General features: G+C 73.1%; 28 protein-coding genes. 17 read left to right on the top strand and 11 right to left on the bottom strand.

Going from position 1 to position 23,425, the window contains the following annotated elements; genetic code table 11:
* Positions 1–25: 25 nt before the first annotated feature.
* From BMY97_RS11450 to BMY97_RS11430, 6 genes are all read right to left on the bottom strand, one after another.
* Complete coding sequence (locus BMY97_RS11450) at positions 26–694, bottom strand: hypothetical protein (RefSeq protein WP_091616633.1); 669 nt, start codon at positions 692–694, stop codon at positions 26–28.
* A gap of 34 nt (positions 695–728) precedes the next feature.
* Positions 729–1,754 (bottom strand): aminotransferase class V-fold PLP-dependent enzyme, encoded by a 1,026-nt coding sequence (locus BMY97_RS11445; protein WP_091616631.1) that lies wholly within the window; start codon positions 1,752–1,754, stop codon positions 729–731.
* Positions 1,755–1,759: 5 nt separating this feature from the next.
* Entirely contained in the window at positions 1,760–2,014 is a 255-nt protein-coding gene (locus BMY97_RS45910; protein ID WP_143086183.1) for a zinc ribbon domain-containing protein, read from the bottom strand.
* 39 nt (positions 2,015–2,053) lie between these two features.
* Positions 2,054–3,220: an acyltransferase family protein gene (locus BMY97_RS11440; protein WP_177231285.1), complete on the bottom strand. Its 1,167-nt coding sequence runs from the start codon at positions 3,218–3,220 to the stop codon at positions 2,054–2,056.
* Between the two features lie 184 nt (positions 3,221–3,404).
* On the bottom strand, positions 3,405–4,019 hold the full coding sequence (locus BMY97_RS11435; RefSeq protein WP_091616627.1) for a GPP34 family phosphoprotein: 615 nt from the start codon (positions 4,017–4,019) through the stop codon (positions 3,405–3,407).
* Positions 4,016–5,497: an ArnT family glycosyltransferase gene (locus BMY97_RS11430; protein ID WP_091616625.1), complete on the bottom strand. Its 1,482-nt coding sequence runs from the start codon at positions 5,495–5,497 to the stop codon at positions 4,016–4,018. The genes BMY97_RS11435 and BMY97_RS11430 overlap by 4 nt, the downstream gene beginning before the upstream one ends.
* 167 nt (positions 5,498–5,664) lie before the next feature.
* Between BMY97_RS11430 and BMY97_RS11425 the strand changes: the two genes are divergently transcribed.
* Genes BMY97_RS11425 through BMY97_RS11410 form a run of 4 tightly spaced genes read left to right on the top strand, consistent with a single transcriptional unit; the run spans position 5,665 to position 9,366 of the window.
* Positions 5,665–6,885: a sensor histidine kinase gene (locus BMY97_RS11425; protein ID WP_091616623.1), complete on the top strand. Its 1,221-nt coding sequence runs from the start codon at positions 5,665–5,667 to the stop codon at positions 6,883–6,885.
* Positions 6,882–7,532: a response regulator gene (locus BMY97_RS11420; protein ID WP_091616621.1), complete on the top strand. Its 651-nt coding sequence runs from the start codon at positions 6,882–6,884 to the stop codon at positions 7,530–7,532. Before BMY97_RS11425 ends, BMY97_RS11420 begins: the two co-directional genes overlap by 4 nt.
* Positions 7,533–7,579: 47 nt before the next feature.
* Positions 7,580–8,710, top strand: a complete 1,131-nt coding sequence (locus tag BMY97_RS11415; protein WP_245787268.1) for a sensor histidine kinase — start codon at positions 7,580–7,582, stop codon at positions 8,708–8,710.
* Positions 8,707–9,366 carry a response regulator gene (locus BMY97_RS11410; RefSeq protein WP_091616617.1) on the top strand — a complete coding sequence of 220 codons (660 nt, stop codon included), beginning with the start codon at positions 8,707–8,709 and terminating at the stop codon, positions 9,364–9,366. The genes BMY97_RS11415 and BMY97_RS11410 overlap by 4 nt, the downstream gene beginning before the upstream one ends.
* 9 nt (positions 9,367–9,375) lie before the next feature.
* Here the strand turns inward: BMY97_RS11410 and BMY97_RS11405 are convergent, their stop codons facing one another.
* The 4 genes from BMY97_RS11405 to BMY97_RS11390 all read right to left on the bottom strand — a co-directional run bounded on the left by BMY97_RS11405 (position 9,376) and on the right by BMY97_RS11390 (position 11,869).
* Positions 9,376–10,260: an alpha/beta fold hydrolase gene (locus BMY97_RS11405; protein ID WP_091616616.1), complete on the bottom strand. Its 885-nt coding sequence runs from the start codon at positions 10,258–10,260 to the stop codon at positions 9,376–9,378.
* A gap of 112 nt (positions 10,261–10,372) precedes the next feature.
* Positions 10,373–10,744: a winged helix-turn-helix transcriptional regulator gene (locus BMY97_RS11400; protein ID WP_091616614.1), complete on the bottom strand. Its 372-nt coding sequence runs from the start codon at positions 10,742–10,744 to the stop codon at positions 10,373–10,375.
* Between the two features lie 36 nt (positions 10,745–10,780).
* Positions 10,781–11,353 carry a TetR/AcrR family transcriptional regulator gene (locus tag BMY97_RS11395; RefSeq protein WP_091616612.1) on the bottom strand — a complete coding sequence of 191 codons (573 nt, stop codon included), beginning with the start codon at positions 11,351–11,353 and terminating at the stop codon, positions 10,781–10,783.
* A gap of 66 nt (positions 11,354–11,419) precedes the next feature.
* The gene (locus tag BMY97_RS11390; RefSeq protein ID WP_091616610.1) at positions 11,420–11,869 is read right to left on the bottom strand and encodes an SRPBCC family protein; all 450 of its coding nucleotides are present in this window, start codon (positions 11,867–11,869) and stop codon (positions 11,420–11,422) included.
* A 52-nt stretch (positions 11,870–11,921) separates the two neighbouring features.
* Here BMY97_RS11390 and BMY97_RS11385 point away from each other — a divergent pair, with 52 nt between their 5' ends.
* The 11 genes from BMY97_RS11385 to BMY97_RS11340 all read left to right on the top strand — a co-directional run bounded on the left by BMY97_RS11385 (position 11,922) and on the right by BMY97_RS11340 (position 21,573).
* Complete coding sequence (locus BMY97_RS11385; protein ID WP_091616608.1) at positions 11,922–12,494, top strand: TetR/AcrR family transcriptional regulator; 573 nt, start codon at positions 11,922–11,924, stop codon at positions 12,492–12,494.
* Positions 12,495–12,562: 68 nt separating this feature from the next.
* The gene (locus tag BMY97_RS11380; RefSeq protein ID WP_091616606.1) at positions 12,563–13,576 is read left to right on the top strand and encodes an Lrp/AsnC family transcriptional regulator; all 1,014 of its coding nucleotides are present in this window, start codon (positions 12,563–12,565) and stop codon (positions 13,574–13,576) included.
* Complete coding sequence (locus BMY97_RS11375; RefSeq protein ID WP_091616604.1) at positions 13,573–14,469, top strand: polysaccharide deacetylase family protein; 897 nt, start codon at positions 13,573–13,575, stop codon at positions 14,467–14,469. The genes BMY97_RS11380 and BMY97_RS11375 overlap by 4 nt, the downstream gene beginning before the upstream one ends.
* Complete coding sequence (locus BMY97_RS11370) at positions 14,466–15,770, top strand: MFS transporter (RefSeq protein WP_091616602.1); 1,305 nt, start codon at positions 14,466–14,468, stop codon at positions 15,768–15,770. The genes BMY97_RS11375 and BMY97_RS11370 overlap by 4 nt, the downstream gene beginning before the upstream one ends.
* Positions 15,771–16,568, top strand: coding sequence for an SDR family NAD(P)-dependent oxidoreductase (locus BMY97_RS11365; protein WP_091616600.1), 798 nt, complete (start codon positions 15,771–15,773; stop codon positions 16,566–16,568). It abuts the gene before it with no gap.
* The gene (locus tag BMY97_RS46980) at positions 16,555–17,562 is read left to right on the top strand and encodes a ketopantoate reductase family protein (RefSeq protein WP_177231284.1); all 1,008 of its coding nucleotides are present in this window, start codon (positions 16,555–16,557) and stop codon (positions 17,560–17,562) included. The genes BMY97_RS11365 and BMY97_RS46980 overlap by 14 nt, the downstream gene beginning before the upstream one ends.
* Positions 17,559–18,710: a M20 family metallopeptidase gene (locus tag BMY97_RS46975; RefSeq protein ID WP_177231283.1), complete on the top strand. Its 1,152-nt coding sequence runs from the start codon at positions 17,559–17,561 to the stop codon at positions 18,708–18,710. The genes BMY97_RS46980 and BMY97_RS46975 overlap by 4 nt, the downstream gene beginning before the upstream one ends.
* 103 nt (positions 18,711–18,813) lie before the next feature.
* On the top strand, positions 18,814–19,239 hold the full coding sequence (locus tag BMY97_RS11355; protein WP_091616598.1) for a hypothetical protein: 426 nt from the start codon (positions 18,814–18,816) through the stop codon (positions 19,237–19,239).
* Entirely contained in the window at positions 19,236–19,430 is a 195-nt protein-coding gene (locus BMY97_RS11350) for a hypothetical protein (protein ID WP_091616596.1), read from the top strand. Before BMY97_RS11355 ends, BMY97_RS11350 begins: the two co-directional genes overlap by 4 nt.
* 50 nt (positions 19,431–19,480) lie before the next feature.
* Positions 19,481–20,167, top strand: coding sequence for a response regulator transcription factor (locus tag BMY97_RS11345; protein WP_091616594.1), 687 nt, complete (start codon positions 19,481–19,483; stop codon positions 20,165–20,167).
* The gene (locus BMY97_RS11340) at positions 20,164–21,573 is read left to right on the top strand and encodes a sensor histidine kinase (protein ID WP_091616592.1); all 1,410 of its coding nucleotides are present in this window, start codon (positions 20,164–20,166) and stop codon (positions 21,571–21,573) included. The genes BMY97_RS11345 and BMY97_RS11340 overlap by 4 nt, the downstream gene beginning before the upstream one ends.
* Here BMY97_RS11340 and BMY97_RS11335 read toward each other — a convergent pair.
* Entirely contained in the window at positions 21,536–21,925 is a 390-nt protein-coding gene (locus tag BMY97_RS11335) for an ester cyclase (RefSeq protein WP_091616589.1), read from the bottom strand. The two genes, BMY97_RS11340 and BMY97_RS11335, sit on opposite strands and share 38 nt — an antisense overlap.
* A gap of 89 nt (positions 21,926–22,014) precedes the next feature.
* Here BMY97_RS11335 and BMY97_RS11330 point away from each other — a divergent pair, with 89 nt between their 5' ends.
* Both BMY97_RS11330 and BMY97_RS11325 read left to right on the top strand, forming a co-directional pair.
* Positions 22,015–22,551: a TetR/AcrR family transcriptional regulator gene (locus BMY97_RS11330; protein WP_091616587.1), complete on the top strand. Its 537-nt coding sequence runs from the start codon at positions 22,015–22,017 to the stop codon at positions 22,549–22,551.
* A 95-nt stretch (positions 22,552–22,646) separates the two neighbouring features.
* Positions 22,647–23,420, top strand: coding sequence for an SDR family NAD(P)-dependent oxidoreductase (locus BMY97_RS11325; RefSeq protein ID WP_091616584.1), 774 nt, complete (start codon positions 22,647–22,649; stop codon positions 23,418–23,420).
* The last annotated feature ends 5 nt before the right edge of the window (positions 23,421–23,425 follow it).

Here is a 23,425-nt window from a genome sequence, read left to right as displayed (position 1 = left end):
CGCCCCCAGGGGAACGCGGCATCCGTCAGCGCAGCTTGGCCGACAGCTGGAGCGCGTCCTTGGCGATGCGCTTGAGCAGGACCGAGTCCTTGTGCTTGGCGTAGAAGTCGGTGAGCACGATGGTCACGTCGGAGCCGCTGACCTGGGACTCGTACGCGGCCTGCTCACCGCCCACGCTGGGCGCGCCGGCGGCCTTGTAGGTGTGGTCGCGCACCAGGTCGGTGACGTTGCCGGTGCCGTCCTGGTCGGTCAGCGCCTTGAGCTCGGCCGCCTGGCTCGCCTGCGGCATGGACACCAGCGCCACCGAGACGAGCGCCTTCGCGTCGCCGTACTGCACCGTGTACAGCGCGCGAGACAGCGAGGTGCAGGGCGTGTTCTTGAAGTAGCTCTGTGCCTGGCCGTAGGACTTCGCCGCGCAGTCGGTGGACTTGCTCGGCCCCTCGACGAGCTTGTAGTCGAACTCGCTCGTCTTCGCGGGCGGCTGCGCGACCGGCTCAGGCGTGCTGTCGTGCCGGATCAGGAACCAGATCAGGCCGGACACCACCGCGATCGCGACCAGGCCCGCACCGCGCAGCAGCAGGGTGCGGTTGTCCCGGGCCGGGCCACGGCCAGGCGCAGGCGGCCCCGGGTGCGCGGGGACCGCGCCGAGCGGTGCCGTGTCCGAGGGATCAGAGGTGAAATGGGGACCAGCCACGGGCACATACCGTAGTTCACCGCGTCCGGCGGCTTCACCCGAATGCGGTGAGAAGGCGTTCGACGTCGTCAGCGGTGTTGTAGAGGTGGAATCCGACGCGGACGCGGCCGTCGCGCAACCCGGACACGACGCCGGCGGCGGCGACCCGCGCCGGGTCCGCCTCCAGCGACACGATCGCGGACCCCCGTGCCGGCCGTCCGAGGGCCTGGAGCAGGGCATCGGCGAGGCCGGTGTTGTGGTCGCGGACCGCGGCGAGGTCCAGCCCCGTGACGTAGTCGAGCGCCTCCGCCGCGCCGAGGTGCGAAAGCCAGACCGGCGAGAGGTCGAACGCGCGGGCGTCAGGCGCCGAGCGCAGCGGCAGGCCGTAGACGGACTTCCAGGGGTCGTCGCCCGCGTACCAGCCGGCGGCGACGGGCCGGGTGCGCTCGTGCGCCCGCGGGTGCACAGCGAGCCAGGCGCAGCCGCGCGGGGAGAACAGCCACTTGTAGCCGGCGCACACGACCCAGTCGGCCCAGGCGACGTCGAGCGGCAGCCACCCGGCGGCCTGCGTGACGTCCAGCAGCACGGCCGCGCCCGCGCTGTCGGCCGCCGCCCGCAGCGCCGCGACGTCCAGCGCCGACCCGTCCGACGACTGCACCAGGCTCACCGCGACGAGGTCGTGCCCCTCGACGTGGTCCGCGAGCTTCGCCAGCGGCGCCTCGGTGAGCCGGGTGCCCGGCCGCGCGGCGAACGGGAAGGTGACGCTGGTGAAGTCCTTCTCCGCGACCAGCACGCGCGCGCCTTCGCCCAGCCCGCCCGCGACGTTCGCGACGAGCTGGGAGACCGACGCCCCGATCGCCACCCGCTCCGCCGGCACCCCGGCCAGCCGCCCGAACCCGCTCCGCGACCGCGCGACGGCCTCGTCGAACCCCGACGGCGAGTCACCCCCGGCGCGCCATCGCTCCACGGCGCCGGCCACGGCCTCCCCCACCGCCGCGGGCGGGATCCCGATGCTGGGCGTGTTGAGGTATCCCTCGGGGACGGTGAAGTGACCGCTTCCCCAGACGCGAGCCTGTGCCACCGGAATCAGTCGACCTCGACTTCGGCCGGGTAGCCCTGCTCGGGACGCCACAGGTCCGGGCGCGGGCCCGCGAACTCGTGCACGTAGCCGCAGGATCCGCAGATGACCGCGAGGGCCGACCGGTTCGCCCAGCCCAGGCCGAGGAACTCCGCGCCGGTGCTGTTCAGCTTCACCTCGCGGGAGGAGAATTCCCGGTGCCCGCAGACCACACACCGCAACGCGCGCCCGCGCACGGTGACCAGCCGAAGTTTTGCTCCCATGCGCCCCATGGTGCCAGGCCGGGGCTGCCGGAGACGCCCCTACCGCGGCCCCGGGAAGGCCTGGGGGCGCCGCACCGAGTAGAGCGGCATCGTCTGCGCCGACGCGTTGCGGTCGTCGGGGGCCGGAGCTCGCGGGGGTTCGGCGGACCGGCGCGCGGGCAGGTCGAAGACCCACGCCGAGGGCAGGATCCGGTGCAGCAGCAGGCAAAGCGCGACGATCGCGGCGACCAGCACGATGGGGTCGAGGACCGCGACGGCCAGTTGCGCCGCCGGGCCGAGCGAGGACAGCGGATCGTGCAGGACCGCGTCCAGCACGGCGACCAGCGGCAGGTGGATGACGTAGATCGGGAGCGTCCGCCTGCCGACGCTCGCGATGGCGTTCGCCGGCCGCTCCCATCGCGTGACGAGCGCGGCCGCCGTCACGCCCAGCACGATCGCGACGAGGCTCAGCACGGGCCACAGGCCGAAGACCGTCTTCAGGCCGAAGTGGTCGACCGCGGCGAGCACGCCGAGGTAGGGCACGCCGATCAGGGCGAACCGCAGCCAGCTCGCCTCGGTGGCGATGCGTTTGACGAGCGAAGTGCCGTAGCTGCCCGCGAGGAAGAACAAGAGGTTCTGGTACAGCCCGCCGCGATCGCCGGGGACGGCGACCAGCCCGGCGGATGCCGTGGCGGACAAGGCGAACGCCGCCGCGAGCATGATCCAGAACGGCAGCCGCCGCGAGAGCTTGGCGAGCACGAAGTAGCCGGCGAGCGCGAAGAGGTACCAGAGGTTCGTCGGCGTGATCGTCAGCTGCGACACGAATTCGAGCACGCTCCCGGCGTGTTCGGTGGCGAAGCCGGGGAAGAACGACAGCACCAGCGTGTGCACGGACAGCCACAGCACGTAGAGGTAGAAGAACTTGGCCACCCGGGAACGGGCGACCGTGCGCCACGGCCGGTTGACCGCGCGGGCCGCGAAGAACCCGGAAATCGCGAAGAACAGGGGCATGCGCAACGGCAGCAGGAGTTCACCCGCCGCGCCCCACGCGCCGGGCAGCGGCGTCGAAATCCGCCAGTCGATCTGCAGGTACTGCTTCATGATCACGTGCCACAGCACCACCAGCACGATGCAGGCACCCTTGGCCACATCGGGCCACAGGAGCCGTTCGGCAGGCGCCGGGTCACGGAGGTCGCCGACGAACCTGCCCGTTGTCTCAACAGCCACAACGGAACCTTTCGCACAAGGACTCGGCCGGAGTCGCGGTGATTCCGACGCTGGCACGAGAATCCTTGGCGCGCCGTGGGTCCCGGGCCGGGCTGCCCCCGGGAACCGTCAACCGTGTCCGAAAGGCCCGTCTCCTTCGCGCGCGATGTCACGCAGCCGATGTGGACGGTCGCGCAGCGAACCCTCAGCCGTGGCCGCCGGACCGGACGGCGCGCTGCCGCCGGACCAGGCGCCGCAGCGCGGGCACGGCCGGGCCCGCGCGTCCGGCCAGCTCCGCCAGCCGGGCCGAATCTGCCCGAAAGTCCCTGGGGGAAAAGCCGATACCCGCCGCCGCGGCGAGAGTGGCCAGCGCCGCGTCACCGGAGTCCACTTCGGACACCGGGTCTCGCAACGCGGCTTCGACGCGGGCCCGCTCCCGCCGCGCCGCCGCGGGGTCGGCGAGTTCGAGCACCGAACGGCCGAGCAGCCCCGTCTTGCGCTCGCGCAGCAGATTGGCCGCGACGAGCTGGAGTTCCAGCGACCTCAGGGTGTCCGCGCCGTCGCGGCGCACCAGCGAACGCCACGGCCGCGGCCCGTCCTCGGCGAGGTTCGCCAGCACGTCGTCGAGCAGCAGGTCGCCGGTCGGGCCCCGGCCGGTCACGCCGGCCTTGCCGCCGTGGTCGGCCAGCCGGCCCCGGTGCAGCAGGTCGGTGACGACGGCCGCGCGCACCAGCATCGCGACCCGGCGGCGGCCGGAGATCCGTCCCCTGGTCCCCCCGCAGGCGAGCAGATAACCGCGAGTGGGCAAGGAAAGTGTCACTGCGCTCTCACCTTCGGCCAGATCCGGTCCCAATTCTGCTTCCGCCCGGAGTACAGCCACATCAGCCCGGGCACCACCTCGGTCACCGACGCGAAGTACGGCCGCAGCAGGTTCGGGTCGAAGCCCACGAACAGCACGTCGCGCGCCGAGTCCGGCGGCCGGTCGAAGTACCAGTAACCCCGGTGTCCACTGTAGACGTCGTCGATCCCGTACTGCGGGCCGTAGTACTCGACGGCGGCGGCGAACGGGTAGATCTCCGAGTACACCGCCGTCTGCTTGCGCACCTCCGGCGGCAGGGCGGCGTAGGTGTGCCCGACGCCGTCGGCCACCTCCTTCTGCGCCGTCTCGCCCCCGGCGAACACGGTGCCCAGCGAGAGGGGCCCGAACGTGGTTGCCTTCATCGAAGCCGGCCACACCGGCAGCCCCGCCACGGTCACCGCGGCCGAGAGGACGAAAGCCAGCCACACCGGCGTTTTCCACCACCGCACCAGCTTCCGCCGGGAGAACTCCGTCGCCGCGGCCGCGAACGGCAGCGAGTAGACGCTCATCAGGTAGTACGAGCGGCCGTGGGTGAGCAGCACCGCGATGGTCACCAGCAGCAGCGCCACGGCGAGGTAGCGGTACGGCCGCAGGTCCGGCGACCGCAGCAGCCGCCACACGCCGTACAGGAGCGCGAGCACGCCGATGCCCACGCCGGCGCCGAGTAGGCCGTCCCGTGCGAAGGCGAGGTATCCCGGGAATTCCGCCGAAACGACGTCGGCCATGTGCGCGTACGGCCAGCCGTGGGTGCCCTGCCAGACCAGTGCCGGGATCGTCGCGACGACCGCGATCAGCCCGCCCAGCCACAGTTTCGGCCGGGAGAGCAGCTGACGCGGGCCGAGCACCAGCGCCGAAAGCAGCACCGCCGCCCACAGCGCCGGGATGAGGAACTTCGTCTCCAGCGACACCGCCGTCACCACCCCGGCCCAGACGAGCAGGCCGTCGCGCCGGGTCCGGGTCCACCGCACCAGCAGGAAGACCACCGCCGTCCACAGGAACGGGTCGAGCACATACGTGGCCACCCAGTGGCTGATGACGATCAGGCCGGACGTCGCGTACGCGCCCGCCGCCATCACCTGGGCTCCGCGGCCGCCGCCCAGCTCACGCGCGGTCAGCGCGGTGACCACCACGCCCGCGGCCGCCGCGAGCGCCATCGGGGCGCGGAACGCGATCAGCGAGCCGGGGAACAGCCGGTCCAGCGTGCCCGCGAGCAGCGGGACGAGCGGTGGCTGGTCGAAATACCCCCAGGCCGGGTGATCTCGACCGGCCACCAGGAAATAAAGCTCGTCGAAGCCGTGCGCGTACCGCGTGCTGGTCACCACCAGGACCGCGGCCACCAGCACGGCGATCACGAACACCGGTCCCCTGGCGAACGCCTCGACCTCCCGCGCCGCGGCGTGGACGGGCGAGCGTTCCGTCGTAAGCCCTTCACTCGTCATGGGTCCGAGTCCACCGCTTCGGACCGGGTGCGCGTAAGCGCGCTCGGTAGCCGATCGGGCCGACGAAAGTTGCCCGCCGGGCGGGCGCCCGCAACTTTCGTCGACGGTGGTCCCCCGGCCGGTGCGGGTCCGGCGCGGGCGCGCGGCCGAGCGGATACCGTGGCCGCGTGAAGGAATCCGGCCGCAGGCGAGGCCTCTGGCCCCGGCCGTTCGACGGGCTCTGGCTGCTGGGCTCCGCGCTCGCGTTCGCGTTGATCGACACCGGGCTGTTCCTGGCTTCGGGCCCGAGCCCCGGCGCCCTCGGGCCGTACGCGCCGCTGGTGCTCCAGCTGGTCTGCGACTTCTCGGTGCTGCTCCTGCTGCGGTTCCCCGCTCAGGTGGCGGGTTTCCTCGTGGTGGCCGCGCTGGCGATGCTGGCGTCGGACCTGTTCTCCCCCGGCCTGCTGGTGCCCGCCGTCCAGCCGACGCTGATGACCGTCCCGACGATCACCCCGGTCGTGCTCAGCCAGGCCGCCCGGCTGCTGGACCGCCGGCGGCTGCTGTGGCTGGCCGGGGTGCTCGCGCTGCTCGCGACCCGGCCGTGGAACCCGGCCTGGAACACCACCCCGTTCGGCCTGCTGGCCACCGCGCTGCCGGTGGCGGTCTCGATGTACTTCGAAGCCCGGCGGCAGCTGCTGCGGTCCCTGCGCGACCGCGCCGAGCGCGCCGAGCGCGAACAGCACCTGCTCGCCGAGCAGGCCCGCGCGGAGGAGCGGCGGCGGCTCGCGAGCGAGATGCACGACGTCGTCACCCACCGGCTCAGCCTGATGGTGCTGCACGCGGGCGCGCTGCGCGTCACGTCGGCGGACGAGGGTGTGCGCAGCGCGGCCGAAGACATCCGCCGTGAAGGCGCGTACGCGCTGGACGAACTGCGCGACCTCGTCGGCGTCCTGCGCAACGGCGCGAACGTCGAGCCACCGCCCGCGGCCCCGGCCCCGGTCGGCGATCCGGCCGAGCTGGTGGCCGGCTCCGTCGCGATCGGGGTGGCGACCGGGCTTTCGGTGACCGGCGACCCCGCCACGGTCTCCCCGACGGTCGCGCGCACGGCGTACCGCGTGGTGCAGGAGGCCTTGACCAACGTGCGCAAGCACGCGCCCGGCTCGTCGGCCGAGGTTTCGCTGCGCTACCACCCGGGCGGGCTGGACGTCGCGGTCACCAACACCCGCGGCACGCGGCCGCCCGACCCGGCGCTGGCCGGCTCCGGCTCGGGCGCCGGGCTGAGCGGGCTGCGGCAGCGGGTGGAGCTGGTCGGCGGACGGCTCGAGGCCGGGCCCGCACCCGGCGGGGGGTTCGCCGTCGGTGCGATACTGCCCGCCTACGTCCCGACGAAGGAAGGTCTCCCGCGGTGATCACGGTGCTCGTGGCCGACGACGAGCCGATGGTCTGCGCCCACCTGCGGGCGATCCTCGGCTCGGCCGGCGACATCGACGTGGTGGCCCAGGCCCGGGACGGCGCCGAGGCCGTCGAAATGGTCGTCCGGCACCGGCCGCGGGTGGTGCTGATGGACCTGCGGATGCCCGGCGTCGACGGGCTGACCGCGATCGAGCGCATCGCCGCCCTGCCGGAGCCGCCCGCGGTGGTCGCGCTGACGACGTTCGACGCCGACACGTACGTGATCCGCGCGCTGCGCGCCGGCGCCGCGGGCTTCCTGGTCAAGTCGACGCCGCCGGAGGACCTGATCGGGCTGGTGCGCGTGGCCGCCGACGGGCACACGGTGCTCTCCCCCTCGGCCGCCCGCCGGCTCGTCGCGCTGTCCTCGGACGGCCGCGAACGCGGCGACGACGCCCGCCGCCGCACCACCGGCCTGACCGAGCGGGAACGGGATGTGCTGGCCTGCCTGGGCGAAGGACTGTCCAATGCGGACATCGCCGCCCGGCTGCACCTGGCCGAGGCGACGGTGAAGAGCTACGTCTCGCGGATGCTGGTGAAGCTCGAATGCGCCAACCGCACCCAGGCCGGGCTGCTGGCCCACGAAGCGGGCCTGGTCGCACGCTGACGGTGCGCCCTGGAGAACTTCCCGGCGCCGCGGCTAGGCTTTCCCCCGTGATCACTCTTCGGCGGGGCCTGGAGTTCGGGCTCCGGTTCCGTGGCGGGGCCTGGTACATCCCGATCGGATTGCTGCTCGTGGCCGGGTCGCTCGTGCCGGCGCTGCACCATCACGGCACGGTGTTCGGCGGGCTGCCCGATCGGCCCTACGACGTGCTTGCCGTCGTGGCGATCGCGGCCCAGGGCCTCCCGCTGACCGTGTGCCGTCGGTGGCCGGTCACCTGCCTTGTGCTGGTATCACTGGGTTTTCTCGTCGACCAGCTGCGTGGTTACCACTCGTTCGCGGGCTCGGCGCTGCCGCTCGCGTTGCTGAACACCGGCTCGCGGCTGCAGCGGCATCGTCGCGTCACCGTGCTCGCGTTCTCGTCGGCGTACGTCGCGGCGGCGATCACGTTCTCCTCGCTCGGCCCGGGCGAGACCCTCGAGGACTACGTGATGTTCTACCTGGCGCTGGCCCTCGCCTGGACGGTCGGGAGGTGGCTGCGCTCGACCCGCGCCGCCGAGGCCGAACGCCGCCGCCGGGTCGCCGAGGACAGCCGCGCCGCCGAGCGCGCCCGCATCGCCCATGAGCTCCACGACGTCGTGACCCACCACGTGACGGCGATGGTCGTGCAGTCCGAGGCCGCGCGGTACCTCACCGGCGCGCCGGAACGGCTCGACCAGGCCCTGACCGTGGTCACCGACACCGGCCGGCAGGCCATCACCGACCTGCGGCGCCTGCTCGACGTGCTCGACCCCGGCCACGGCACGCCGTCCTCGGCCGAGCTTCGCCCGCTCGTCGAGCAGGCACGCGAAGCCGGGCAGCCGGTGGAGTTCACCGAAGAGGGCACGCCGGTCGGCAATGCCGGTCCCGTGGCCTACCGCGTGGTGCAGGAAGCGCTGACGAACGCGCTTAAGTACGCGCACGGCAGCCGCACCTCCGTGCAAGTCCGGTACCGCGCCGACGAGACGACCGTCGAGATCAACACGGACGAGTCCGTCGAGTCGGCCGCGGCACTCGGCGGGAGCGGGCGGGGCCTGGCCGGTCTCCGCGAACGGGTCGGCGTGCTCGGCGGCGACTTCAGCGCGGGCCGGAGCGGGAACGGCTTCTCCGTGCGGGCGCGCATTCCCGAGGGGAACCGGCCGTGACCGCGCCGACCCGGGTCCTGGTCTGCGACGACCAGGTGGTGATCCGCACCGGGCTGGTGACGATCATCGACGCCCAGCCCGACCTCGAGGTCGCGGGCCACTGCGGGGACGGGCGGGCCGCGGTCGAGCTCGCCGGCCGGCTGCGCCCGGACGTCGTGCTGATGGACGTGCGCATGCCGGTGCTCGACGGGATCGCGGCCACCCGCCTGCTGGCCGGCGCCGGCGTGCCGCAGCCGGCCAAGGTGCTCGTGGTGACCACCTTCAACCTGGACGAGTACGTCTACGACGCGTTGCGCGCGGGGGCCAGCGGGTTCCTGCTCAAGGACGCCCCGCCCGAGGACCTGCTGCACGGAATCCGCACCGTGGCCGCCGGCGAGGCGCTGCTGGCCCCGGAGGTGACGCGGCGGCTCGTGGGCAAGTACGCCACCCGGATCCGCCCCGCCGCCGGCACCGCGCCCGAAAGCCCGCTGACCGCCCGCGAGCTGGAAGTGCTCCGCCTCCTCGCGGACGGCCTGTCCAACCGCGAGATCGCCGAGGCGCTGGTGATCAGCCACGAAACCGTGAAGACCTTCGTTTCGCGGATCCTCGCCAAGCTCGGGCTGCGCGACCGGGTGCAGGCGGTCGTCCACGCCTACCGCCACGGCCTGGTCACCTGACGAACCCGCTTACACCGGCGCGGCCTCGGAAGTGACGCGCTCGATCGCCCGGACGACGAGATCGGGCTGGTCGCGGTAGATGTAGTGCCCGCTCTTCGTCGCGATGCTCAGGTTGGACCGGCTGGAGAGCCCGAGCCACTTCTTCTGGCCGTCGGACCACGACCGCTCCAGCGCCGGCCCGTACTCGGGGACGCTGTCGGCGAGATAGGCCGTGCCGTGCTGGATCACCTCGGCCGGAATGCTCCCGGCCGACGCGACGTCGCCGTCGGGGGTCGTGAGCTTTTCCGGGCTGTCGCCCCGAAGTACCGCCAGGGTCTGGTCACGGAGGTCCGCCGCCGCGCCGGTGGCGGACGCGGGAATGTCCTTCTCGAGGTCCGCGGACTGGGCCGGCGAGGTGGCGTCCAGCAGGACCACGCCCTTGACCCGGTCCTGATGGGCGGGCGCGTACCGGCCGACGATCAGCCCGCCGAGCGAATGCCCGGCCAGCACGACCGGGGCGCCGCCGGTGAGCTGGCCGATCACCCCGGTCAGCACCTTTCCGGTGCTGTCAAAGGATTGCGGCCCGTCCGGCTGAGCGCTGTCGCCCTCGCCGAGGCGGTCGTAGGAGCAGACGCGGTTCTTCGCGCTCAGGGTCTGCTGGAGGCTTTCGAAGGTCTTCAGCCCGTCACCGGCCCCGGCCACCAGCACGACCACCGGTTTGCCCGCCGCCTGGGAGCCCGAACAGGACACGTTGACCGACTTGCCGTCTACCTCGATCTTCTTGACGCCATTGAACGCGCTGACGCCAGACGGCGCGGCCGGGCCCGCGTCGGAGGCTTCGTCGCACCCGGCAAGCACCGCCCCGGCCATCAGGCACAGCGCGAGCACCGCGGAAAGCCTGCCATAACGGGTCATTGCGTCCTCCTGGTGAACCGGATCGTTGCCGGGAAAGCTACGGATCCGGGGACCGGGAATCGTCACCATCGAGAGCGCACTTGCCCGTAGCTCGCGCGGGGGACGCGATGGGTCAGGCCGAGGCGGGGGTGTGCTCCGCGTCGAATGCCGCCCGGGCCGCCGAGACCTGGTCCATGTGGCGGCGGGCCCAGCGGTCCAGCAGCTCCAGCGGCTCGGACAGGTCGCGGCCCAGCGTGGTCAGCTCGTAGTCCACCCGCGGCGGGATCACCGGGTACGCGGTGCGGGTGAGGATGCCGTCGCGGACCAGGCTGCGCAGGGTCTGGGTGAGCACCTTCTGCGAGATGCCCTCGACGCGCTTGCCGATCTGGGTGAAGCGCAGCGGGCCGTCGACGAGGGCGCCGACGATCAGCACCGTCCACTGGTCGCCGATGCGGTCGAGCAGCTGCCGGGTCGGGCAATCGCGGTCGTACGGGTTCCCCTGCACGCGGGCCTCCTTACTCTCCCCGGGAGAGTAACAGGGTCAGGGAGAGTCGAGCAGGGCCGTGAACAGCACCCGCAAGTGCCGCCGGGCGCGGGCCCAGCGGGCGTCGAGGCCGTCCTGGTCGCGGGTGGCCCAGCTGGCGATGAGGATGCCGCGGATCACGTCCATCGCGGTGTACACCGAATGCAGGAACTCGGCGTGGCTCGCCTGCGCCGGCAGCACGGCCCGGCCGAACGCGACCAGGCTCTCGGTGGCGATCGGCTCGACGAGCGCCATCTGACGGCGCAGGTCGTCGTCCGTGCGCGAAGCGACCCAAAGCTCGACGGTCGCGGTGAAAACCGGGCCCTGGTGCATCTCCCAGAGCAGTTGCAGCGCGTCGCCGACCGGATCGGCCGACGCGCGCAGCCGGTCCAGCTCGGCCATCGCGACCTCGGTGCGCTTCTCGGCGAGGTGGCGGATCGCGGACGTGACGAGGTCGGCCTTCGTCGGGAAGTGGTGCACCTGCGCGCCGCGCGTGACGCCGGCGCGGACGGCGACCCGGGTGGTCGTGGTGCCCGCGTAGCCGTACTCGACGAGGCAGTCGACGGTGGCGTCGAGCAGCCGCACCCGCATCGCGGCGCTGCGCTCCTCCTGGGTGCGGCCGGTGGTCCCCCGTCGTGGCGCTGACATGCGCCTACTCTATTTGCCAGTGGCCGCCCCGGCCGCATCGGTCGCCGCGACCAGGCCCCGCACCGTACGCGCGATGAAGCGGCCCAGCACCAGCCGGTAGAACCAGCCCGTGCCCGGGACCTTGCCGGTGAACGTCGAGTGCCAGTGGATCGCCGTGCCCTCGCCGTCCGGGGTCAGGTCGACGTACGCGCGATAGTCCCGCAACGGCAGGCCGCTGCGAAGCGCGTAGCCGAACCGTTTTCCGGGCTCCAGCGCGATCACTTCCTCGCACGAGCGGGTGCGGCCGGTGCGGAACACCCGCAGCGCGCCGAGCCCCTCGCGTTCGTCGTTTCCGGGCTGAAGCAGCTCGAACGAGCCGAGCGGCGACCACCCCGGCCAGCTCGCTCCGTCGCGCAAGAGCGCGTACACCGTCGCCGGGTCCGCGGACGTCCGTCCCCGCACCGAAATGCGCTGCACCATGATCGGCCTCCTCCGCATGCGTGTACCACGTGGTACACGTACCATCTGGTACATGTCGGAAGCAAGGGAGCGGCTCCTGGCCGCGGCCGTCGAGCACATCGCCCACGGCGGCGCGGACCAGAGCCTGCGCGCACTCGCCGACACGATCGGCACCAGCCACCGGATGCTCATCTACCACTTCGGCTCCCGCAAGGGCCTGCTCACCGCCGTCGCCCGCGAGGTCGAACGCCGCCAGCGCGCCGCCCTCGACGACCTCGACCCAGGTCTGCCACCCGCCGAAGCCGCCCGCGCGTTCTGGCGCCGTCTCACCGACGAAGCCTTGCGGCACAACGAAAAGCTCTTCTTCCAGCTCTACGGCCAAGCCCTCGGCGGCACCCCGGCGACGGCCGAGTTCCTCGATCGCGTGATCACCGGCTGGCTGCCCCCGCTCGAAGCGCTGCTGGCCCGTTTCGGCGTGCCCGAGCCGGACCGCGCGGCGCAGGCGAGGCTGGGGCTGGCGGTCGCGCGCGGGCTGCTGCTGGACCTCGTCACCACCGGCGACCGGGCGGCGGTGGACGCCGCGATGGAGCAGTTCCTGCTCGGCTACGCGCCCGGCCGAGCCGCCCCGGCCCAGCACCGCCATTGAGGTAACACGCTGGTTTCATGCACCGAACCCCCTTGACTTGACGTTTTCCTGCATTCAGGATGCCTCTCATGCAGGACGAGGTCAGGGTGAGCGAGCTGGACCGGCGGATCGTCTCCGCGTTGCAGCTCAACGGGCGGGCCTCGTGGGGCGCCATCGCGCGGCACGTCGGGACGAGCGAGTCCACCGTGCTGCGGCGGGCCGGGCAGCTGACCGAAAGCGGGCAGCTGCGGGTGATCGGCGTGGTCGACGTGCTGCGGTGCGGCCTCGGCGTGCCGGTGCTGACGCGGCTGCGGTGCCACCCCGGCACGGCCGCGAAGGTCACCGAAGCGCTCGCCGCGCGGCCGGATGTCCGCTACGCCACCATGCTCGCCGGCAGTGCCGACTGCACGGCCGAATTCGTGCTGCCGACCTACCAGGACGCCGTCCGCCTCCAGCTCGACGGCTTCCCGGCGGCCGGGAACCTGCGTGACGCCGAGACGTTCGCGGTGATGCGCACGTTCACCTCCAACCACGACTGGGACTCCGGCGAGCTGTCCCCGGAAGCCGTCACCGAGCTGCGCGGAGCGGAGGTCCGGCCGTTCGAGGAGCAGCACTGGGAACGGCCGCCGGAGCAGCTCGACGAGCTGGACCTGGCGATCTGCGCCGCGCTCGGCGAGGACGGGCGGCTGTCGTTCAAGGAGGTCTCGCGCCACGCCGGCACCAGCGAGTCCACTGTGGCCCGTCGCGTCGACTCACTGGTGCGCCGCGGCTGCCTGCGCTTCCGCACGCTCGCCGAGCCCGCGATGTTCGGCTACGCGCTGGAGTTCATGCTCTGGCTTTCGGTGCTGCCCAAGGACCTCGACCGCGCGGGCCAGCAGCTGGCCGCGCACCCGGGCACCAAGTACCTGTCCGCCACCACCGGCCGGTTCAACCTGGTCGGCCAGATCGTGCTGCGCCACTACGGCGAGCTGTACCGGCACACCACCGATGTCGTCGGCGCGCTGCCCGGGCTGCGGGAGGCCGACGTGACCCTGCAGGTCTCGACCCTGAAACGCGCCTGGGCGCCGACACCGGAGCCCCGGGCCACCTTGGAGGAAGCGTGAGCGGACAACCGTGGCTGTGGGACGAGCCGACCTGGCGGGGGCACGTCGACCGCGTCCGCGCCGGGCGTTCGCTGCGCCCGGACGCTTGGCCCGGCGGGGCGAAGGTGGCGGTGGCGCTGTCCTTCGACTCCGACCACGAGACTCCGGCGTTGCGCGACGGCGAGGTGCTGCCCGGCAAGCTCGCTCAGGGCGAGTACGGCGCGCGCGTCGGCGTCCCGCGCATCCTGCGCCTGCTGGACCGCTTCCACGCCCCGTCGTCGTTTTTCATGCCCGCCGTTTCGGCCCTGCTGCACGACGGCGAGGTCAAGTCCTATGTGGACGCCGGGCACGAGGTGGCGCTGCACGGCTGGATCCACGAGCGCAACACCGCGCTGACCGCGACCGAAGAGCGTGACCTCGCCTTCCGCGCCGCCGACGTGCTGGAGCGCCTGGCCGGCACCCGTCCCGTGGGCATCCGCACGCCGTCGTGGGACTTCTCCGCGCACACCCTCGACATCACACGCGAGCTGGGCCTGAAGTACGACTCCTCGCTGATGGCCGACGACGAGCCGTACGAGCTGCTCGCCGAGGGGAAGCCGACCGGGATCGTCGAGCTGCCGGTGGAGTGGATCCGCGACGACGCGCCGTACTTCATGATGGACCGGTTCGCCTCGCTGCGGCCGTACACGCCGCCGCGCGGGGTGCTGACCATCTGGCAGGACGAGTTCGACGCCGCGTACGCCGAGGGCGGCCTGTTCCAGCTCACCATGCACCCGCACATCATCGGGCACCGCTCCCGCCTGGCCGTGCTCGCCGAACTGCTCGACTACATCAGCGGCCACGAGGGCGTGTGGTTCGCCACGCACGCCCAGATCGTCGACCACGTCCTCACCGCGGCCGGAGCGCAGCCATGACCAGCACTTCTTTTTCGTCCACATCGGATACCGCCCCGGCCACGCACCGGCTGAACCCGCAGCAGCGCAAGGCGATCTTCGCCGGGGCCATCGGCAACACCGTCGAATGGGTAGACTGGGCCGTCTACGCCACGTTCGCCCCGGTGTTCGCCGGGCAGTTCTTCGCCGGCGGCAACGGCACCACGGCGCTGCTGTCCACTTTGGCCGTGTTCGCCGTCGGGTTCGTGATGCGCCCGGTCGGCGGCGCGGTGCTCGGCGCGTACGCCGACCGCCACGGCCGCAAGAAGGGCCTCACCCTCACCATCTCGCTGATGGCCGGGGCGTCGATCGTCATCGCGGTGTGCCCGACCTACACCCACATCGGCGTCGCGGCGCCGATCGTGCTGCTGCTCGCCCGGCTCGTGCAGGGCTTCTCCGCGGGCGGCGAATTCGGCTCCTCGTCGGCGTTCCTGATCGAGTCGGCCGCGGCCGGGCGACGGGCGTTCGCCGGGTCCTGGCAGCAGGTGTCGGTGGGCGCGGGCTCGCTCATCGCGGCGCTGCTGGGCACGATCCTCAACTCCACGCTCTCCGACGCGGACCTGCACGGCTGGGGCTGGCGGCTGGCCTTCGGCCTCGCCGGGCTGCTGGGGCTGGTCGGGCTGTGGCTGCGGCGCTCGGTGCACGAGACCGAGGCGTTCACCCGGATCCGCCAAGGACCGAGGCGCAACGCGCTGGTCGCCATGGTCCGCGACCACCCGGGCGCCGCGCTGCGCGTGGCCGGGGTGACCATCGCCGGCACGCTGATCTACTACGTGTGGGTCACCTACATGCCGACGTACGCGCACCTGGCCACCGGCATCCCGCTCAAGACCGCGCTGCTGGCCAACACGCTGGCCATCGTCGTGTTCATCGTGCTGCTGCCCTTCGGCGGCCTGCTGTCCGACCGGATCGGCCGCAAGCCGACGATGACCGCCTTCGCCGCCGGGTTCCTGGTGTTCGCCTGGCCCGCGTTCCACTTCCTGTCCAACGGGTTCTGGAGCGTGTTCGTGATCGAGCTGATCGGCCTGGTGCTGATCGTCGGCTATTCGGCCAACTGCGCGGTGATCATGGCCGAGCAGTTCCCGGCGGAGGTGCGGACCACCGGCATCGGCCTGCCGTACGCGCTGGCCGTGGCGATCTTCGGCGGCACCGCGCCGTACGTCACGACCTGGCTCAACGCCGACCACCACGGCGATCTCGTGTGGGTGTACGTCGCGGTCGCCGCGCTGATCGGCGTCGCGGTGTACCTCACCATGCCGGAAACCAAGGGTAAGGAGATCTGAGTGCGCACCGTGCTCGTCACCGGCGCCGGCGGCGGGATCGGGTCCGCGATCGCGGACCGGTTCGCCGCCGCGGGCGCCCGGCTCGTCCTGTCCGACCTCCGTCCGGCGGAACTGTCCACAGTGGCCTCGCGACTGCGGGAGCGGCACCGCGCCGAGGTCGCCGAACTGCCGGGCGACCTCGCGGACACCGGGTACGCGGAAGGGCTCGTCGACCGCGCCGGCCCGGTGGACGTGCTGGTCAACGCCGCGGGCAGCTACCCGGCCACCCCGCTGCTGGAGATGACGGCGGCGATCTGGGACCGGGTGCAGGACGTCAACGTGCGCGCCGCGCTGCTCACCACTGTCGCGTTCGGACGGCAGCACGTGGCGAGCCGGATGCCGGGCGCGGTGGTCAACATCTCCTCGGGCGCGGCCACCCGCGCCCGGCCCGGCGCCGCGCACTACGCGACGTCGAAGGCCGCGCTGGAGATGGTGACCAAGGCGTGCGCGGTGGAGCTGGGCGGCCACGGCATCCGCGTGAACGCCGTCAGCCCCGGGTTCGTCACCGTGGACAGCGAGGCCAATCCGGTCACCGAGGCCTACGCCGCGGCCGTGGCGGTGAACCCGCTCGGCCGCCGCGGCGAGCCGCGCGAGATCGCCGACGCCGTGTTCTGGCTGGCCGGCGACGAGGCCCGGTGGATCACCGGCGCGGTGCTGCGCGTGGACGGCGGCTCGACCGCGGGCACCACCGGGCTGCCGCTGCACTGGGCCGGGGAAACCTTGGCACAGCAGGGAATGGGGCAGGATGTCCGGGTCTGACGAGCGCCGCGCTTACACCGTCGTGGGCGGCGGCGCGATCGGCGGGACGCTCGCGTTCCACCTCGCGCGTGCCGGGCACCCGGTGGTGATCGTCGACGCCGATCCCGCGCACGTCGCCGCGATCCGGGAGCGCGGCCTCACCCTGCGGCGGCCCGAGGGCGACGAGCGGGTGGAGGTCCCGGCGTTCGTCCCGGAGGAGGCGCCGCCGGAGCTGGGCCGGGTGCTGCTCGCGGTGAAGGCGCAGGCCACCGAGCCGGTGCTCCAGTGGCTGGAGCCGCGGCTGGCCCGCGACGGGTTCGTGGTGTCGTTGCAGAACGGGCTGAACGAGGCGCTGATCGCGTCGTTCGTCGGCGCCGGCCGCACGGTGGGCGCGTTCGTGAACCTGTTCGCCGACGTGGTCGAGCCCGGGGTGGTGCGCGACGGCGGGCTGGGCGCGCTGGTCGTCGGTGAACCGGACGGCCGGATCACCGGCCGCGTCGAGGAGGTCGTCGCCGACCTTCAGGCGTGGGGCCCGGCGAAGGCGACCGCGAACGTCGAGGGTTACCTGTGGTCGAAGCTCGGCTTCGGCGCGATGCTCACCACCACCGCGCTCGCCGACGCGCCGATGGCCGACCTGATCGACCGGCACCGGCCGCTGATGCACACGATCACGGCGGAGGTCTTCGCCGTCGCGGGCGCGCGGACGCTGGAGCCGTTCGACCAGTTCGACCCGGCCGCGTACCGACCGGGCGCCGCGGGACGCGAGGCCGCGACCGACCGGCTGGTGGCGTGGCTGCGCACCCAGCCGAAGGACCGCAGCGGGATCTGGCGCGACATCGCCGTCCGCCATCGCCCGGTCGAGGTGCACCACCACTACGCGCCGGTGCTGGAGGAGGCGGCCCGCCTCGGCGTCGAAGTACCGCTGCTCTCGGCGATGCTCGAGCGGCTGGGCGACGTCGAAGCCGGCACGCCCATGTCCGAGGACCACCTGAACGAACTGGAGCGGCACCTGTGACCGGGATCCGGGACCTGCACGAGTGGGTGCGCGCGCACCGCGAAGACCTGCTCGCCGACCTCGCCGAGTACGTCGGCATCGAAACCCCCAGCGACGACAAGGAAAGCCTGAACCGCGGACTGTCCTGGGTGGACGGATGGCTCCGCGAGCGGCTGGGCGAGCCCGCTTCGGTGCGCGACTTCGACGGCGGCCGTCACGGCGACATCAAGGTCTACGACTACCCCGGGTCCGGCGGGCAGCCCGTCCTCCTGCTTTGCCATTACGACACGGTGTGGCCGCTGGGCACGCTCGCCGGGTGGCCGTTCACTGTGGACGGTGACCGGGCGAGCGGGCCCGGGGTCTTCGACATGAAGTCCGGGCTGGTGCACGCGGTGTGGGCGCTGCGGGCGCTCGACGCCGCCGGTCTCCCCCGCCCGGCGGTGCGGCTGGTGCTCAACGGCGACGAGGAGATCGGCAGCCCCGCCTCCCGCCCGGTGATCGAGGCGGCCGCCGCGGGCACCCGCGCGACGCTGGTGTTCGAGGCGAGCGCGGACGGCGCGGTCAAGACCGCGCGCAAGGGCGTCGGCCTCTTCCAGGTGCACGCGGCCGGCGTCGAATCGCACGCCGGCCTCGACCCGGCGAAGGGCGCGAGCGCCGTCGACGAGCTGGCGCGGGCGATCCTGGCGCTGCACGCGCTGTCCGACCCGGCGGCGGGCACGACGGTGAACGTCGGCGTGATCTCCGGCGGCAGCCGCCAGAACGTGGTCGCGGGCGCGGCCCGGGGCGAGATCGACGTGCGCGTGACCAGCGCGCCGGAGGCCGCCCGGATCGACGCCGGCCTGGCCGCGCTGACCGCCCACGACCCCCGGGCGACGGTCACGGTGGAGGGCGGCTGGAACCGGCCGGTGATGGAGCGTTCGGAGGCCATCGCGAGCCTGTTCGAGGTGGCGCGCGAGCTGGCCGCGGACCTCGGCGTCACCCTGCGCGAGTGCTCGGTCGGCGGCGCCAGTGACGGCAACTTCGTCGCCGCGCTGGGCCACCCGGTCCTCGACGGTTTCGGCGCCGTCGGCGACGGCGCGCACGCCCGGCACGAGCACATCAGCGTCGAGGGCATGCTGGAACGCACGGCGCTGGCCGCGGCGGTCCTGCACCGTCTCGGCACCGCCTGAGCCGCCTTTACCGAACCCGAACATTCGCCCGACACCCCCCGAACACCGGGGCGCGAGGCTCCTTCCCATGCCCGGAAAGACTCCGGTCACGGGAAGGAGCACCATGCGGACAACCACCTGGACGCGGCGGCTGGCGCTGGCGGGCGGCGGAATCGCGGCCGGGCTGCTGGCGATCACGCCACTGGCTTCGGCGCAGACCAGCCCGCCGCCGTCACAGCCGGCGGCGGTCGCGCCGATCACCCTGAGCCCCGAAGAATCGCAGCAGGTCTGCGGCGACTGGGTGCCGAAGCTGCAGAAGCGCACCCAGAACCTGACCCAGCGGATCAACGGCGGTGCCGAGGTGGCCGGGTCCGTGGCCAACCTCAAGGCCCGCTCGGCCGACCAGAAGGCCAAGGGCCACACCGCCGCGGCCGACCGGCTGCAGAAGCGCGCCGACCAGCGTCAGGCCCGGATCAGCCAGCTCGCCGACGCCAAGCAGAAGCTCGACGCCTTCGCCTCGGCGCACTGCAAGCCGGCGGGGACGAAGTGAGGACAGCGCGGTTCGCGGCCGCGGTCGGGGCGGCCGCGCTCGTGCTCCTCGGCGTCACCGCGTGCGACGGCGCTGGTGGTGGCGGCTCGGCCGCGCCCGACGGCGGCGCGGCGGCGACCAGCGAGCTGAACGGCATCCAGTCGACCCTCGACGGCATCGGCTCCGACATGGCGGGCGACGGCTCGCCGTGACCCGCGTAGCGTCTCCCCCGACGTAGCCGGCCGAGGAGACGGGAGCCCGTATGGGGTCAGCTGGGCGCGGCCTCGTCCTCGTGGTGGAGGACGAGGCCGCGATCGCCGAGCTCGCCGCGTTGTACCTGCGGCGCGACGGGTTCGGGGTGCACGTGGAGGCCGACGGCTCGGCCGCGCTCGCCACGATCAAGCGGCTGCGGCCGGTGGCCGTGGTGCTCGACATCGGACTGTCCGGAATGGACGGGATCGAGATCTGCCAGGCACTGCGCGCGGCGGGCGACTGGACGCCGGTGCTGTTCGTCACCGCCCGCGACGACGAGCTGGACCGCCTGCTGGGCCTCGAAATCGGCGCCGACGACTACCTCACCAAGCCCTTCAGCCCGCGTGAGCTGGCCGCGCGCGTGCGCACCGTGCTGCGCCGCGCGTCCGGCCCGGCCGGGGCGAGTGAGACGCACACCTGCGGCAGCGTCCGCGTGGACCTCGCCGGGCGCCGGGTGTGGGCGGGCGAGCAGGAGGCGACGCTGACGTCCACGGAGTTCGACCTGCTCGCGTACCTGGTCCGCCACGCCGGCCAGGTGCTCTCGCGCGACCAGCTGCTGAGCGCGGTCTGGGGGTACGCCGCGGCGGCCGGCACCCGCACCGTCGACGTGCATGTGGCCCAGCTGCGCGCGAAACTCGGCGAGCACAGTCCGATCAGGACGGTCCGCAGCATCGGCTACGCGGCGGACGCCGGGTGAGCCGGCCGCGGACCACCCTCGCGCTGAGGATCACCGTGGTGTGCCTGGCCGTGGCCGGGGTCGCGGTGATCGTGGCGGGCCTGGTGGCGGCGCGGCTGGTCCGCACCACCGGCGACACCGTGCTCCAGCAGTCCCTGAAGGCCCAGGCCGACGTCGTGGCCAGCCAGCTCGACCCGACCGGCATCGGCAACCGGCTCGGCGTCGGCAAGGTGGCCGACGTGGTGCGCGGCCAGGGCATCGCGGTGGTCGTGCGGCGCCCGGGCGGGCAGGAGGTCGGCGAGGCGGTGCCGGTGCGCGCGGCCGGGCGCGCCGGGCTGGCGTCCGGGCAGGACCACTCGGCGCGGGTGACCATCGATTCGGTGCAGTACCTCGTGGAGGTCCGTGACGTCGGCGGGTCCGGGGCGGCGTTCGCGCTGGTCCAGCCCACCCGCAGCGGTGAGGCCACGCAACGCGCGCTGGTGCGCAACATCGCGCTCGCGCTCGGCATCGGGCTGCTCGTGGCCGCCGTGGCGGGGTTCGTGAGCGGGCGGCTGCTGGGCCGTCCGCTGCGCCGCGCGGCCGCCGTCGCCGGGAGCCTGCGCACCGGGCGGCGTGACGTGCGCGTGCCCGTGGAAGGCCCGGCCGAGGTCGCCGAGGTCGCGGGCTCGCTGAACGCGCTGGCCGACGCGCTCGCCCACAGCGAAGCCCGCCAGCGGGAATTCCTGCTTTCGGTTTCGCACGAGCTGCGCACGCCGCTCACCGCGGTCACCGGTTTCGCCGAGGCGATCGCCGACGGCGTCGCCGAAGGCCCGGACGCGCGCCGCGCCGGGCAGACCATCCACCGCGAAGCCCAGCGGCTCGAACGGCTGGTCAGCGACCTGCTCGAACTCGCCCGCCTCGGCGCCGACGAGTTCCGCCTCGACCTCGCGACGATCGACCTCACCGCACTGGTCCGCGACTGCGCGGAGGTCTGGCAGCTGCGTTGCGAGCGCGAAAACGTGCCGCTGTCGGTGTTGCTCCCCCACGCCCCGGTGCCCGTGGTCGCCGACGCGCGGCGGCTGCACCAGGTCGTCGACGGGCTCGCCGAAAACGCCCTGCGCGCCACCCCCGCGGGCGCGCCGATGGTCTTCGCCCTCACCGCGGGACCGGACGCGCGCCTGTCCGTCCGCGACGGCGGCCCCGGACTCGCGCCGGAGGACTACGACGTGGCGTTCCAGCGCGGCGTGCTGAACGCCCGCTACCGCGACCGCCGCCCGGTCGGCTCCGGCATCGGGCTGGCACTGGTGCACGCGCTCGTCACGCGCATGGGCGGCACGCTGACCGCCGGCCCGGCACCCGAGGGCGGGGCGGCGTTCACGATCACCCTGCCGATCACCGGCGACCCGATGGCTACCGGTCCGATCGCAGCTGAGCCGCCCGGTCCGTGACGTCCATCAGCGCCCAGTGCTCGACGATCCGGCCCTCGCGCACCCGGATCATGTCCATACTGGTCACCGAATAACGGCGCCCGGTGGCGGTCTCCGTGCCGGAGCTGGTGTAGCGGTTCACGGAGAACTCGCCCGCGCTGACATTCTGCTCGACGCGCACGGACAGCTCGCTCAATCCGGGCGTGAAATCACCGCGGGACAAGGCCTCCCACTTCTCCCGCCAGGCGTCGAGACCCACGTGGTCGCCGCCCGCGCCGCCGCGATGGTCGACGACGTCCGGGGCGAGGTAGCGCAGGCCTTCCTCGGTGAAGGCGTGCTCGACCACCAGGCGGTGCACCTCGGCCGGTTCCATGACCGCTCCTTCCGACGCTAACCGGGGAGTTCCCCGGTTGACCGCCCGTACACTAACCGGGGACCTCCCCGATTGGCAAGGAGTCCTTGATGGCCAAGCAACTCCGGGCGGACGCGCGGGACAACCGCGCCCTGCTGCTCGCCGCCGCACGGGAGGTCTTCGCCGCGGACGGGCCGGGCGCGCCGCTCGACCGGGTGGCCCGGCACGCCGGCGTCGGCAACGCGACGATGTACCGGCACTTCCCGAACCGCCGGGAACTGCTCGCCGCCGTTTACGCGGGTGAGGTCGAAACGTTGCGCGCGGAAGGCGAAGCACTGCTGTCGTCGCCGGACCCGGACAAAGCGCTGTACCAGTGGCTGCGCCGGTTCGTCGAGCACGTCAAGGACAAACGCGAGCTGGCACTGTCCATTTCGGACGAACCAGGCGACCGCGAGGCCCGGTTCGCCGAGTGGCACGGGACGATCAACGCCACCGCGGCCGCGCTCGCCGCCCGCGCCCGGCTCGCCGGCGACGTCGAGCCGCTGGACCTGCTCCTGCTGGCCACCGGGATCGCGCTCTCGGGCGCGCCAGCGGCCCGCACGGACCACCTGCTGACCCTGCTGCGCCGCGGCAGCGCACCGGCCTGATCCCCGCAAGCCGCACAATTCCGGCGCTTCCCCCTCCCCCGACGGCTACGCTCGACCGGCCGCGACCGGTGCCGGCCGCGAGGACGGAGCCGGTCATGGACCTGGGACTCAAGGGCCGCATCGCGGTCGTCACCGGAGCGAGCCGGGGTATCGGGCTCGCCGTCACGCGGCGGCTGGCCGACGAGGGCGTGCGCGTGGTCGCGGGCGCGCGCCGGTCGAGCCCCGAGCTGGCCGAGCTGGGTGACGCCGTCCGCGTGGTGGAGGTCGACCTCGCGGAGCCGGGCGGGCCGGCCGAGCTGGTCGCCGCCGCGGGCGAGCGGGTGGACATCCTGGTCAACAACGTCGGCTCCGCGCCGGCCCGCACCGGCGGCTTCCTGGCGGTGACCGACGAGCTGTGGGCGCGGTCGCTGGAGCTGAACCTGATGGCCGCCGTCCGCGCCACCCGCGCCGTGCTGCCCGGGATGCTCGCCGCCGGGCGCGGCTCGATCATCACCGTCAGCTCGGTCAACAGCACGCTCGCCGACCCCGCGGTGATCGACTACGGCGCGGCCAAGGCGGCGTTGGCGAACTTCTGCAAAGCACTCGCGCGCGAGGTCGGCGGCGACGGCGTGCGCGTGAACACCATCAGCCCCGGCCCCGTCGCCACCGCGTTGTGGCTCGGCGAAGGCGGCGTGGCGGACACCGTCTCGCGCGCCACCGGCCAGACCGCCGACGACGTGGTGCGGGGCGCGGCGAAGGACTCGGTCACCGGCCGGTTCACCCAGCCCGAGGAAGTCGCCGACGCGGTGCTCTACCTGGCGGGCGACCGGTCCGCGAACGTCACCGGCGCGGACCTCCGGATCGACGGCGGGCTCGTCCCGACCTGGTGAACCCG

The sequence above is a fragment of the Amycolatopsis saalfeldensis genome (genome assembly GCF_900110575.1).
Taxonomy (GTDB): domain Bacteria; phylum Actinomycetota; class Actinomycetes; order Mycobacteriales; family Pseudonocardiaceae; genus Amycolatopsis; species Amycolatopsis saalfeldensis.
Note: the sequence above shows the minus strand (reverse complement) of the source record. Positions and strands in the feature narration are given on the sequence as shown.

Excerpts from the sequence above, each read along its gene's own strand:
- BMY97_RS45910 (WP_143086183.1), bottom strand. The coding sequence starts at position 2,014 with ATGGGAGCAAAACTTCGGCTGGTCACCGTGCGCGGGCGCGCGTTGCGG.
- BMY97_RS11430 (WP_091616625.1), bottom strand. The coding sequence starts at position 5,497 with ATGACGAGTGAAGGGCTTACGACGGAACGCTCGCCCGTCCACGCCGCG.
- BMY97_RS11405 (WP_091616616.1), bottom strand. The coding sequence starts at position 10,260 with ATGACCCGTTATGGCAGGCTTTCCGCGGTGCTCGCGCTGTGCCTGATG.
- BMY97_RS11395 (WP_091616612.1), bottom strand. The coding sequence starts at position 11,353 with ATGCGGGTGCGGCTGCTCGACGCCACCGTCGACTGCCTCGTCGAGTAC.
- BMY97_RS11390 (WP_091616610.1), bottom strand. The coding sequence starts at position 11,869 with ATGGTGCAGCGCATTTCGGTGCGGGGACGGACGTCCGCGGACCCGGCG.
- BMY97_RS11385 (WP_091616608.1), top strand. The coding sequence starts at position 11,922 with ATGTCGGAAGCAAGGGAGCGGCTCCTGGCCGCGGCCGTCGAGCACATC.
- BMY97_RS11380 (WP_091616606.1), top strand. The coding sequence starts at position 12,563 with ATGCAGGACGAGGTCAGGGTGAGCGAGCTGGACCGGCGGATCGTCTCC.
- BMY97_RS11370 (WP_091616602.1), top strand. The coding sequence starts at position 14,466 with ATGACCAGCACTTCTTTTTCGTCCACATCGGATACCGCCCCGGCCACG.
- BMY97_RS46980 (WP_177231284.1), top strand. The coding sequence starts at position 16,555 with ATGTCCGGGTCTGACGAGCGCCGCGCTTACACCGTCGTGGGCGGCGGC.
- BMY97_RS11355 (WP_091616598.1), top strand. The coding sequence starts at position 18,814 with ATGCGGACAACCACCTGGACGCGGCGGCTGGCGCTGGCGGGCGGCGGA.
- BMY97_RS11345 (WP_091616594.1), top strand. The coding sequence starts at position 19,481 with ATGGGGTCAGCTGGGCGCGGCCTCGTCCTCGTGGTGGAGGACGAGGCC.
- BMY97_RS11335 (WP_091616589.1), bottom strand. The coding sequence starts at position 21,925 with ATGGAACCGGCCGAGGTGCACCGCCTGGTGGTCGAGCACGCCTTCACC.
- BMY97_RS11330 (WP_091616587.1), top strand. The coding sequence starts at position 22,015 with ATGGCCAAGCAACTCCGGGCGGACGCGCGGGACAACCGCGCCCTGCTG.
- BMY97_RS11325 (WP_091616584.1), top strand. The coding sequence starts at position 22,647 with ATGGACCTGGGACTCAAGGGCCGCATCGCGGTCGTCACCGGAGCGAGC.